The organism is Saccharopolyspora sp. NPDC047091, assembly GCF_040643635.1.
Lineage (GTDB): Bacteria > Actinomycetota > Actinomycetes > Mycobacteriales > Pseudonocardiaceae > Saccharopolyspora_C.
The window spans coordinates 53873-66035 of record NZ_JBEYUS010000005.1 but is presented as its reverse complement, the minus strand read 5'-3'; the positions used below and the strand labels follow the sequence as shown (position 1 = coordinate 66035).

At 72.7% G+C, this 12163-nt stretch carries 10 protein-coding genes; 6 read left to right on the top strand and 4 right to left on the bottom strand.

Annotation, left to right across the window (positions count from 1 at the left end):
- Window positions 1–11: 11 nt before the first annotated feature.
- The 3 genes from ABZ805_RS04155 to sepH all read left to right on the top strand — a co-directional run bounded on the left by ABZ805_RS04155 (window position 12) and on the right by sepH (window position 3951).
- Entirely contained in the window at window positions 12–1148 is a 1137-nt protein-coding gene (locus ABZ805_RS04155; protein ID WP_358434037.1) for a citrate synthase 2, read from the top strand.
- Window positions 1149–1618: 470 nt separating this feature from the next.
- Window positions 1619–2758, top strand: a complete 1140-nt coding sequence (gene serC / locus ABZ805_RS04150; protein ID WP_358434034.1) for a phosphoserine transaminase — start codon at window positions 1619–1621, stop codon at window positions 2756–2758.
- Window positions 2759–3021: 263 nt separating this feature from the next.
- Window positions 3022–3951, top strand: a complete 930-nt coding sequence (sepH, locus tag ABZ805_RS04145) for a septation protein SepH (protein WP_358434031.1) — start codon at window positions 3022–3024, stop codon at window positions 3949–3951.
- Window positions 3952–4022: 71 nt separating this feature from the next.
- On the opposite strand, the gene ABZ805_RS04140 is transcribed toward sepH, so the two are convergent.
- Entirely contained in the window at window positions 4023–4631 is a 609-nt protein-coding gene (locus ABZ805_RS04140) for a DUF2537 domain-containing protein (protein WP_358434028.1), read from the bottom strand.
- Window positions 4628–5443 carry an RNA methyltransferase gene (locus tag ABZ805_RS04135; protein ID WP_358434025.1) on the bottom strand — a complete coding sequence of 272 codons (816 nt, stop codon included), beginning with the start codon at window positions 5441–5443 and terminating at the stop codon, window positions 4628–4630. The genes ABZ805_RS04140 and ABZ805_RS04135 overlap by 4 nt, the downstream gene beginning before the upstream one ends.
- Before the next feature lie 343 nt (window positions 5444–5786).
- Between ABZ805_RS04135 and ABZ805_RS04130 the strand changes: the two genes are divergently transcribed.
- From ABZ805_RS04130 to ABZ805_RS04120, 3 genes are all read left to right on the top strand, one after another.
- A complete protein-coding gene (locus ABZ805_RS04130; protein WP_358434022.1) occupies window positions 5787–7094 on the top strand; it encodes a multidrug effflux MFS transporter in 1308 nt (435 codons plus the stop codon).
- Window positions 7095–7510: 416 nt separating this feature from the next.
- Window positions 7511–9007 (top strand): glutamate-cysteine ligase family protein, encoded by a 1497-nt coding sequence (locus ABZ805_RS04125; protein WP_358434020.1) that lies wholly within the window; start codon window positions 7511–7513, stop codon window positions 9005–9007.
- Window positions 9008–9127: 120 nt separating this feature from the next.
- A complete protein-coding gene (locus ABZ805_RS04120) occupies window positions 9128–9757 on the top strand; it encodes a superoxide dismutase (RefSeq protein ID WP_224962331.1) in 630 nt (209 codons plus the stop codon).
- 287 nt (window positions 9758–10044) lie between these two features.
- Here the strand turns inward: ABZ805_RS04120 and ABZ805_RS04115 are convergent, their stop codons facing one another.
- Window positions 10045–11421, bottom strand: coding sequence for an MFS transporter (locus ABZ805_RS04115; RefSeq protein WP_358434016.1), 1377 nt, complete (start codon window positions 11419–11421; stop codon window positions 10045–10047).
- 118 nt (window positions 11422–11539) lie between these two features.
- Entirely contained in the window at window positions 11540–11974 is a 435-nt protein-coding gene (locus tag ABZ805_RS04110) for a MarR family transcriptional regulator (RefSeq protein ID WP_358434013.1), read from the bottom strand.
- Window positions 11975–12163 lie beyond the last annotated feature (189 nt).

Below are 12163 nucleotides of genomic sequence, written 5' to 3'. Positions count from 1 at the left end.
ACGAGGCAACCATGGGCACCAGCACCGACGGCACCGAATTCCGCCCCGGCCTGGAGGGCGTGGTCGCCTTCCAGACCGAGATCGCCGAACCGGACCGGGACGGCGGCGCGCTGCGCTACCGCGGCGTGGACATCGAGGACCTCGCGGGCAAGGTCTCGTTCGGCGACGTGTGGCAGCTGCTGGTCGACGGCGCCTTCGGCCGCGGCCTGCCCGACGCGGGCGCGGCACCGCTGCCGGTGCGCACCGGCGACGTCCGCACCGACGCGCAGGCCGCGATCGCGATGCTCGCCCCCGCGCACGGCTTCGAACCGCTGCTGGACATCACCGCGGACGCCGCGCGCGACCAGCTCGCGCTGGCGACCGTGCTCGGGCTGTCCTACGTGGCCCAGTCGGCGCGCGGCACCGAACTGCCCGCGGTCCCCGCCGAGCGGATCGCGGAGGCCACCACGCTCACCGAGGCGTTCCTGACCCGCTGGCGCGGCGAACCGGACCCGGCGCACGTGCAGGCGCTGGACGCCTACTGGGTGTCGGCCGCCGAGCACGGCCTGAACGCCTCCACCTTCACCGCCCGCGTCATCGCCTCCACCGGCGCCGACGTGGCCGCGAGCCTGTCCGGCGCGGTCGGCGCGATGTCCGGTCCGCTGCACGGCGGGGCGCCCGCCAGGGTGCTGCCGATGCTGGCCGAGGCCGAGCGCACCGGCGACGCCCGCCGCGTCGTCGAGTCCATCTTGGACGGCGGGGACCGGCTGATGGGCTTCGGCCACCGCGTGTACCGCGCGGAGGACCCGCGGGCGCGGGTGCTGCGCAGCACCTGCGAGCAGCTCGGCGCGCCGCGCTTCGAGGCCGCCGCCGAGCTGGAGCGGGCCGCGCTGTCGGTGCTGCGGGAGCGCCGCCCGGACCGGCAGATCGAGACGAACGTGGAGTTCTGGGCCGCGGTCATCCTGGACTTCGCCGAGGTCCCGACCTCGATGATGCCCGCGATGTTCACCTGCGCCCGCACCGCGGGATGGTCGGCGCACGTGCTGGAGCAGAAGCGCACCGGCCGGCTGGTGCGCCCGTCCGCGCAGTACGTCGGCCCGGACCCGCGCTCCCCGCAGCAGGTCGAGGGCTGGGACTCCGTCTCGGCGCTGCCGGTCGCCGCGGTCTGAGCCGGGGCCCGCGCGGCGCCGTCCGCGCGGGCCACCCCGCGTGACCGGAAACCGCACCCGCGATCACGCACCGTGTCCGCCTCGGTAAGGTGGCGCGGGCGGGGCGGGAACGGCGGCGCACTCCCGGGCGGCGACGCTCCGCGACCGGGAGAGCACGGCAGGCCACCTCGTCGACTCCCGGCGAAACACCTGGTCACAGGCACTGATTTCGATCACAGCGCGGTCCGGTTGCTGGCCAAAGAGCCGCCCGCGCAGTAAGTTGCCCCACGGCTCCGGCAACCGCGGCGCGCCGGGATTTCACCGTTCCGACCCGTAGCCGCACCACGCACCGAGCCCTGAACCGGCAACGGCGCCGGTCCACCCGAGGCGACCCGGGGTCCGCCGAACCCCGTCGTCCACCCGCGGGCCCGCCCGGCCTGGGCGCGGCAGCCGCGGGGCAAGCCGATTCGACAACTCCCGGAGGCGCCGGAATGACGCAGGCCGAAACCGACCCGACCACCTTGAAGCTGCCCGCCGAGCTCCTGCCGTCCGACGGCCGCTTCGGCTGCGGCCCGTCCAAGGTCCGCCCGGAGCAGCTGGCGCGGCTGGCCTCCGAAGGCGCCGCGGTGATGGGCACCTCGCACCGGCAGAAGCCGGTGAAGTCCCTGGTCGGCCGGGTCCGCGAAGGCCTGGGCCAGCTGTTCTCGCTGCCCGAGGGCTACGAGGTCGTGCTGGGCGTCGGCGGCACCACCGCGTTCTGGGACGCCGCGACGTTCGGCCTGGTGCGGGAGAAGTCGCTGCACCTGACCTACGGCGAGTTCTCGCAGAAGTTCGCGAAGGCCGCCAAGGCCGCCCCGTTCCTCGGCGACCCGGTCGTGGTCTCCGCCGAGCCGGGCGACGCCCCCGAGCCGGTGTCGGACCCGAGCGTCGACCTGATCGGCTGGGCGCACAACGAGACCTCCACCGGCGTGATGCTGCCCCCGACCCGCCCGGCGGGCTCGGAGCAGGCGCTGATCGCGGTGGACGCGACCTCCGGTGCGGGCGGGCTGCCGTTCGACGCCTCCGACGTGGACGTCTACTACTTCGCGCCGCAGAAGTCCTTCGCCTCCGACGGCGGGCTGTGGCTGGCCGCGATGAGCCCGGCCGCGATCGAGCGGATCGGCGAGATCGGCGCCTCGGGCCGCTGGGTCCCGGAGTTCCTGTCGCTGCCGACGGCGCTGGACAACTCCCGCAAGGACCAGACCTACAACACGCCCGCGGTGGCGACGCTGTTCCTGCTGGCCGACCAGATCGACTGGATGAACGGCAACGGCGGGCTGGACTGGTGCTCGGCGCGGACCCGCGAGTCCTCGCAGCGGCTGTACCAGTGGGCGGAGGCCTCGAGCTTCGCGACGCCGTTCGTGCAGGACCCGGCGAAGCGCTCGCAGGTCGTGGTCACGCTGGACTTCGACGACTCGATCGACGCGGCCGCGATCGCCAAGGCGCTGCGCGCGAACGGCGTCGTGGACACCGAGCCGTACCGGAAGCTGGGCCGCAACCAGCTGCGCGTCGGTACGTTCCCGGCGGTCGAGCCGGATGACGTCACCAAGCTCACCGGGTCCATCGACTGGGTGGTCTCGCAGCTGTCCTGAGCGCGGCGCCCCCGTCCGCCCTGGTCGCCACCGCACCATGGCGACCGGCACATCCGTGTCACCCGAACTGGCTCTTGATCACTTGCTGTGATCGGACTTGCGGCGGATTTCGCCAAGTGTTCGCATGTCGACCGCTGTTCAGGCAAGATCGGGTAGGGAGAGGATGGTCACGAAGCGACACCGAACCCGGCGTGCCTCCCCCGTCAAGGGGGCACGCCGGGTTACGGTCACAGCTTGGTGACAACGACCGGGGAGGCTGGCGTATGCGCGCGCTGCGGGTTGTCGGGCTTGATGAGGACGGTGAGACCGTCATCTGCGAGGACCCGGAGAACGGCGACCGCTTTTCCGTGCCCGCCGACGAGCGGCTGCGGGCGGCAGCCCGTGGCGACCTGACCCGGCTCGGCCAGGTGCAGATCGAGATGGAGGCGCAGATGCGCCCCCGCGAGATCCAGGCCCGGGTCCGCGGCGGTGCCTCGGTCCAGGACGTCGCCGCCGCAGCAGGCATCCCCGAGCAGCGGGTGGAGCGCTACGCCTACCCGGTCCTGCTGGAACGCGCGCAGATCGCCGAGCGCTCGCAGCGCGCCCACCCCGTCCGCGAGGACGGTCCGGACGTGCAGACCCTCGGCGAGGTCATCGCGCACACCTTCGGGATGCGCGGCCACGACTTCACCGACGCCGAATGGGACGCGTGGCGCGGCGAGGACGGCAAGTGGGTCGTCCGGCTGCAGTGGCAGGCCGGGCGCTCCGAGAACCGGGCGCACTGGGTGTTCCACCCGGGCGCGCACGGCGGCACCGTCGCCCCGCTCGACGACCACGCGGTCGACCTGCTGGACCCGTCGCCGAACCGGCCGCTGCGGACCGTGCGCCCGGTGACCGCGCTGGCCAGGGAAGCGCTGGAGCTGGACGAGTCCGAAGAGACCCCGGTCGAAGCGGAAGCGGAGGACACCGCGCCGCCGCCCGCACCGCCGAAGCCGTCCACCCCGGCGATCCCCGCGCTGGACCTGGACACCACCCCGTCGGCACCGGCCGAACCGGAGCCGTCCGCGCCGCTGGCCGAGCAGGCGGGCGAGGACGACCTGGAAGCGGTGGAGGACGACGCGGCCCGCAAGACCGAACCGGCCCGCCGCCGCAAGAACCACCCGATGGTCCCGTCCTGGGAGGACGTCCTGCTGGGAGTCCGCTCGCACCGCTGACCACCGAAACGAACGCCTCCGACGGCCCCTCCGGCACGACGCCCGAGGGGCCGTCGCACGTCCGGGCGAGGTCAGCCAAGCAGGGACAGCAGGAGCGACAGCCAGGCGAGGACCACGCCGGCCGCCGCGCCGAACGCGACCCAGCGCCACACCGGCAACCGGCGCCCGATCCAGATCGACGGCGCGAACCCGCCGACCACCACCACGTTCACCAGCACCGCCAGCAGCAGGTTCACCTCGCCGAGCCCGCGGCTCACCACCACCAGCGAGACGGTGACGAGCGCGGCGATGACGACGGCGATGGCGCTGCCGGTGGCCCACGGCGTGGGTTCCGGCACCGCGGGGGCGGCGCGGCGCACCCGGTTCATCCGGCCGCGCGCCGGGTCCCAGTAGCCGACGTCGCCACCGGTCTCGGCGGCCAGCCGCGCGGCGAGCTGGCGGCCGCGGCGGGCCATCAGGGTCGCCGAGCTCTCCCCCGCGATGTCCTGGTCCGGCGCCACCGCCTCCACCACGTGCGCCCACTCGTGCAGGTCCTCGACGAGTTCGGGGGGCAGCGCGAGCTGGGCGGGGTCGTATTCGCGGACCGGCCGTTCCCCGACGCGCTCCGGCCGGTCGACGAGGACGGCGCGTCCCCGCCGCACCCGCAGTTCCCACCTGGGGCGCTGGGCGGTCCCGATCATCTCGCCCCGCTCATCGCGTGGAACGCGATCGCCGCCGCGGTGGCGACGTTGAGCGAGTCCACCTCGGGGTTCATCGGGATCCGCACCGGCACGTCGGTCGCGGCGATGGTGTCCTCGGCCAGGCCCGGGCCTTCGGAGCCGAGCAGCACGGCGACCTTGCCCTCGTCGAGGCCGGCCGCGGCCAGCGGGGTCGCGGTGGCGCGCGGGGTCAGCGCCGCGGTCCGGAAGCCGTGCTCCCCGAGCAGCGCCAGCCCGCCGGGCCAGTCGTCGAAGGTCGCGAACGGCACCCGCAGCACGTGCCCCATCGAGACCCGGATGCTCCGCCGGTACAGCGGGTCGGAGCAGCCCGCCCCCAGCAGGACGCCGTCGATGCCGAGCGCGGCGGCGTTGCGGAACAGCGCGCCCAGGTTCTCGTGGTCGCCGACGCCTTCCAGCACGGCGAGCCGCCGGGAGCGGGCGATGAGGTCGTCGGCGGTGACGGCGGGCGCGCGGTCGGCGACGGCGAGCACGCCCCGGTTGAGGTGGAAGCCGACGACGGCGCTCATCACGTCCGGCTCCACCGCGTACGCGGGCACGTCCACCCCGGCGAGCTGCTCGTCGAGCGCGTCGATGCGGCGGCGGGCGCCCAGCAGCGCGCGCACCGGGTACGGGGAGGCCAGCAACCGCTCGACGACGACCACGCCTTCGGCGATGACGAGACCGCGCCCCCCTGGCCGGTCCGGGCGGCGGTCGGCGGTGGCGAGGTCCCGGAAGTCGTCGACGCGCGGGTCGTCGACGTCGGTCACCTGGTGCACGCGTGCCACGGGACGCATCTTCGCATTCGGCGTTGCTCCGATCGGCAGCATGTCAAGATCTCGCCGCGCGATGACCCAGGTCACAGCCGCAGGCGTGCACCGCGGGCATAACGGGTACTTCCGCATTGTTAGTTGTAGAGAGCAAGCTGTTGTCGTCTCCCACCACGATCCGGACCCGCACCACGATCCGGACCGGCCGCCACGATCCGGACCTGGCCGGGCCACCGGATGCGGGAGCCGCGGCGCCGGGACCCGGATCCCCGGCACCCGCACGACGACGACCGCACCTGGGGTTCACCGGCCACCCGCACCGACAACCGCCGCCGCGCGCACGCGGCGGCGGCCAGCGATGAGGAGAAGCATGTCCACCGCCGAGGAGGCCACGATCGACGGCGCGCAGCGCCGGTTGGGGAGCAAGACCAAGTTCGCACTGATCCTCGGTGGGCTCACGGCCTTCGGGCCGCTGTCCATCGACATGTACCTGCCCGCGCTGCCGCAGCTGACCACGGAGCTGGGGGCTTCGGAGTCGCAGGCGCAGCTGACGCTGACCGCGGTGCTGCTGGGGTTGGCGCTGGGCCAGCTGATCGCGGGGCCGATCAGCGATTCGGTCGGCAGGCGGCGTCCGCTGCTGATCGGGCTCGCCGTCTACATCGTCGCGTCCGTGCTGTGCGCGCTGTCCGGCTCGATCTACGCGCTGGCCGCGCTGCGCGCGCTGCAGGGCGCGGGGGCCGCGGCGGGCATGGTCATCGCGCGGGCCGCGGTCCGCGACCTGTACTCCGGGGTGGAGGCCGCGCGGTTCTTCTCCTCGCTGATGCTGGTGACCGGGCTGGCGCCGATCCTGGCGCCGGTGATCGGCGGCCAGGTGCTCGCGCACACCACGTGGCGCGGGGTGTTCGCGGTGCTGACCGCGTTCGGCACGGTGCTGCTGCTGGTGGCCGCGTTCCTGCTGCCGGAGACGAAGCCGCAGCAGTGGCGGCAGCCCGCGCGGCTGGGCAGCACCTTCCGCACCTTCGGTTCGCTGCTGTCGACGCCGTCGTTCCTGGGCAACGCGCTGACCGGCGGGCTGGGCATGGCGGCGATGTTCGCCTACATCTCCGGGTCGTCGTTCGTGCTGCAGAACATCTACGGGATGTCGCCGCAGACCTACAGCTTCGCGTTCGGGGCGAACGCGATCGGGCTGGTGCTGGCCGGGCAGATCAACGCGCGGCTGGTGGGCCGGGTGGCCACCGAGGCGCAGTTGCTGGTGGGCGCGCTGCTGACCTCGTCGGTGGCGGGCGCGGTGCTGCTGGCGTCGGCGGTGCTGGACCTGCCGCTGCCGTTCCTGCTGGGCGCGCTGTTCGTGATGGTGTCGGCGCTGGGCTTCGTCATGCCGAACACGACGATGCTGGCGCTGGCGGACAACCGCGAGGTGTCCGGGAGCGCGTCGGCGCTGCTGGGCGTCTGCCAGTTCATCGTGGGCGCGCTGGCCGCGCCGCTGGTCGGGCTGGGCGGTACCGGCTCGGCGGTGCCGATGGCGACGGTGATGTTCGGCGTGGTGGTCGCCTCCGCGGTGATGTTCCTGTCGCTGGGGCGGCGCGGCGCGGCGCGCAGCGAGGTGGTCGCCAGCTCCGCCGAGCGGCCCGCGGAGGCCCCGGCGGAAAGCCCGGCGGAGAGCCGCTCGGAGCGCTGATCTCCCCACCGGGCGGCGCGGTGCGGAACCGGCACCGCGCCACCCGGTCTCGTCCCGCCCGGACTTCCGCGCGGCGCAACGAAATTCCCGGCTGCCGCGCGTAGTCGGACCCGCCCGGCGGCCCCCGCGAACCTCACCGCATCGGCGCAGGGCGCAACGCAGCGTGCGGGCCGGCCCGCACACCGACGGTGATCACCTCGGCGCCCGCCGCGGACCCGATCAACCAGGGCACCGCCGGTCCGGCCCCGTTCGAACCGGCCCGGAACGGGTCTGGAAAGTCGCCTTTTACCGCTGGTCACAAGAGGTATTCGGGTGTTCGATCGAACACCGTTTTGGACGCTGGTCCACCGGGTACCGATGTGTCACCGTTGGTGTCCACCTAAGCCGGCGTGCTGGCCGACGAGCGGGGAGACGGCATGGGAAAGCACGTGACCAGTCGGGCTTTCACTCCTGTGGACCGGCAGCGCTATCGGGACAAGATGCAGCGCGGTCTCGACGCACTGGCCCGGATGCTCGCCGAAGGCAACTTCTCCTTCCCGCACCAGCAGATGGGGCTGGAGATGGAGCTGAGCCTCGTCGACGAGCGGATGGACCCGTCGATGTCGAACTCGGTGGTCCTGGAGAAGATCAACGACCCGTCGTTCACCACCGAGCTGGGCCAGCACAACATCGAGCTCAACGTGCTGCCCCGCGCCCTGGCCGGGGACGGCGCGCTGGAGCTGGAGCACGAGCTGCGCAAGGCGTTGCGCCGCGCGGACGGCAAGGCGCAGGACGCGAACGCGAAGCTGGTGCTGATCGGCACGCTGCCCACGTTGCAGCGCGGCCACTTCGACCCGGGCTGGCTCTCGCACGACGCGCGCTACTCGCTGCTGAACGAGCAGATCTTCACCGCCAAGGGCGAGGAGATGCTGCTGGACATGGAGGGTGCGCCGCTCGGCGACGGCGGGCCGGAGCAGCTGCGCTGCTACGCGGATTCGATCGTGCCGGAATCGGCGTGCACTTCGGTGCAGCTGCACCTGCAGGTGGCGCCGGAGGACTTCGCCGCGCACTGGAACGCGGCGCAGTGCCTGGCCGGGGTGCAGCTGGCGATCGGCGCGAACTCGCCGTTCCTGCTCGGCAAGGCGCTCTGGCACGAGACGCGGGTGCCGCTGTTCCAGCAGGCCACCGACACCCGGCCGCAGGAGCTGAAGAACCAGGGCGTGCGGCCGCGGGTGTGGTTCGGCGAGCGGTGGATCACCTCGATCTTCGACCTGTTCGAGGAGAACGTGCGCTACTTCCCCGCCCTGCTGCCGGAACCGGAGGAGGAGGACCCGGTGGCCGCGCTGCAGGCCGGCCGCGCGCCGACCTTGGCGGAGCTGCGGCTGCACAACGGCACCATCTGGCGCTGGAACCGGCCGGTGTACGACCTGGTCGACGGAGTGCCGCACCTGCGGGTGGAGAACCGGGTGCTGCCCGCCGGGCCGAGCGTGCCGGACGTGGTGGCGAACGCCGCGTTCTTCTACGGGGTGCAGCGGGCGCTGACCGAGCAGGACCGGCCGGTGTGGACGCAGATGTCGTTCGCGGCGGCGGAGGAGAACTTCTACACCGGCGCCCGGCACGGGATGGACGCGCACCTGTACTGGCCGGGCGCGGGCTGGATCACCCCGGACGAACTGGTGCTGCGCCGGTTGCTGCCGATGGCGCACGAGGGCCTGCGGTTGTGCGGGGTGTCGGACGCGGCGCGGGAGCACACCCTGGGCGTGATCGAGTCCCGCTGCCTGCGCAAGCAGACCGGTTCCTCGTGGCAGCGGGACGTGGTGGCGCGGCTGGAGCAGCGCGGTCACGACCGGTCGGAGGCGCTGGCGGCGATGCTGCACCGCTACGTGGAGCTGACCGATTCGGGCGAGCCGGTGCACGCCTGGCCGCTGGAGTGAGCCGCGCGCGGTCCCGGTGACTGAGATCAACCCGGGCCGGACTGCAGCCGTCCAGCTGTTGCCACTAGATTGCAATTGCTAGAGACTGCTGACAGCGATACGCGCACAGGGAGAAGCTCCATGGCTCAGTACGTGCTGCCCGAGCTGGACTACGACTACTCGGCGCTGGAGCCCGCGATCTCGGGTGAGATCAACGAGCTGCACCACAGCAAGCACCACGCGACCTACGTCAAGGGCGCCAACGACACGATCGAGAAGATCGCCGAGGCGCGGGACAAGGGCGACTTCGGGTCGATCGTCGGCCTGGAGACGACGCTGGCGTTCAACCTGGCCGGGCACTCGCTGCACCTGGTGTGGTGGAAGATCCTCTCGCCGAACGGCGGGGACAAGCCGACCGGCGAGCTGGCCGCGGCCATCGACCAGGACTTCGGGTCGTTCGACAAGTTCCGCGCCCAGCTGGAGGCCGTGTCGACCACGATCCAGGGCAACGGCTGGGGCGTGCTGGCGTGGGATCCGGTGGGCCAGCGGCTGATCACGCAGCAGCTGCGGGACCACCACTCGAACCTGTCGATCGCCACCACGCCGCTGCTGGTGTTCGACATCTGGGAGCACGCCTACTACCTGCAGTACAAGAACGTGAAGGCGGACTACGTCAAGCAGTTGTGGAACGTCGTGAACTGGGACGAGGTCGGCAAGCGGTTCGCCGACGCCCGCGCCGGTTACAACGGGCTGCGGCTGCCCACCGCCTGATCTTCCTTCCCGCGGCCGCGCGGGACCACGGACCGGCGGTGGATGCTCCGACAAGCGAAGCTGCCGACACTTCGGGGCCTTCCCACGGGAGGGCCCCGAAGTGCTGTCCGGGACCACTCACCCCGCGCGCGAGTGCGCACGCACTCCGCGCGCACGGACCGACGAGCGAACAGGCCGACGCGGGAACGGACCCCGCACGCGAACGAGCCCCGCCTCCCGGAGGAGACGGGGCCCGCTCTGTTCCCGAACTGACTGCCGCTCCCACCACGAAGCGGACATGTATTAGGTTAGCCTAACCTCCCAGGGTCCGCAACCCCCGATCTCCAGCGGCGCAGCAGCACCCCGCACGCCACCGCCGCGGCCAACGACGCCAGCCCGCCCAGCAGCAGCGGCGACCGCGGGCCCAGCACCTCCGCCAGCCACCCGGACGCCAGCCCGCCCAGCGGTTTCCCGCCGAGGAACAGCAGCATGTACAGGCCCATCACGCGCCCGCGCATCGACGGCTCCACCGCCAGCTGCACCGTGGAGTTCGCGCTGGTCGTGAAGGTCATCACCGCGATCCCGACCGGCACCAGCATCACCGCGAACGCCCAGTAGGACGGCATCAGCGAGCCGACCGCCTCCAGCAGCCCGAACGCGCCGGCCCCCAGCACCATCAGCCGCAGCCGCGAACCGGGATTCCTGCTGCGGCGGGCGGCGAGGGTGGCGCCGGACAGGGTGCCGACGGCGAGCATCGTGATCAGCAGCCCGTAGCCGTCGGCGTTCCGGTCGAAGACGTTGCGGGCGATCACCGCGAAGGTGCTCTCGAAGTTCATGCCGAACGTGCTGACGCAGAACACCAGCACCATCACCGCGACCAGGTCGGGCCGCCGCAGCGCGTAGCGCAGCCCGGCCCGCACCTGGCCGCGCTCCTTCGGCACCGGCTCGCCGCGGTGCAGCTGCGCCGCGTTCATCAGCAGCAACCCGCCGACCACCGCCGCCGAGCTGATGCCGTTGGCGATGAACACCCACCCGGTGCCGATCGCGGTGATGAGCAGCCCGGCGATGGCGGGCCCGACGATCCGCGCCAGGTTGAACGTCATCGAGTTCAGCGCGACGGCGTTGGTGAGCTGCGCGGGACCGACCATCTCCACGACGAACGACTGCCGCACCGGCGCATCGACCGCCGCGAAGCAGCCGAGCACGAAGCACAGCGCGTACACCTGCCACAACCGCGCCGCCCCGGACACGTCGAGCAGGCCGAGCAGCAGTCCGCAGGCGCCGAGCGCGGTCTGGGTGGCGACCAGCAGCCGCCGCTTGTCGAACCGGTCGGCGGCGGTGCCCGCCCACAACGTCAGCAGCAGCGTCGGCAGGAACTGCAGCGCCACGGCCACGCCGAGCGCGCCGGGGCTGCCGCCGGAGAGCTCCAGCACCAGCCAGTCCTGCGCGGCCCGCTGCATCCAGGTGCCGGTGAGCGAGACGACCTGGCCCGCCGCGTAGTAGCGGTAGTTGCGCACCCGGAGCGAACCGAACATGCCGCCGGTCGCGGCCGGTGGCTCCGCGACGGACGGCGGGGTGCGGGTTCCGGGATCGGAGTGCGGCGCGGCGCTCCCGCGATCGCCCGGTGGGCCGGGGTCGGCGCCGGTTCCGCGCTCGGCGCGGCCGCCGGGTTCACCGGCGCGCACGTCCGCGGACGCACCCGGAGGTGCGCCGAGCTCGCCGGTGGGTGTGCGGTTCGCACCGTCCGGGTCGGGCCCCGACGGGTGCAGCGATTCCTCTGCCGCCGACGTGCTCAGCTCCCTCCTAGCGCTGCGAGATCCGTTCCATGATCTCGGCCGCGTGACTCAAGGTCGCGCGTTCTTCCCTGGTGAGTTCGGCCAGCTGGACGTCCAGCCAGCGCTCGCGGGCGGAGATCTCCTCCTCGATGCGGGCGCGGCCCGTGTCGGTGAGGTCGACGACGGCCTGCCGCCCGTCGGTGGGGTGCGGGGTGCGCACGACCAGGCCGAGGCCTTCGAGTGCCGCGATCACCCTGGTCATCGAGGGCGGCTGCACGCCTTCCTTCGCCGCGAGGGTGCCCGGCGTCATCGCCCCGGCCTTGTAGAGGCAGGACAGCGCGGACAGCTGGGAGAGCGTGACGACGGAGTCGGTGCTCTGCGCCCGCAGCCTGCGGTTGAGTCGGACGGAGGCCATCCGCAGCCGGGTGGCCAGCGTGCGCTCCCGTTCAGCGATCTCGGACACGTCGTTAGTCTACCAAACTATTTGACGACATTTCGGTCATACGCCCCGTCTTCGGACGCGATGCGCGGAGCTTAGTGCCTCCCCCGCCCCGCACGACCCCCGAACGCCCCATCTTCGATCTTCAGCAGGACCAGGGCCGCAGCCCGCCCGGCGGTCGAGCGGGCCGCGCACCTTGCACTGCCCGTCCCT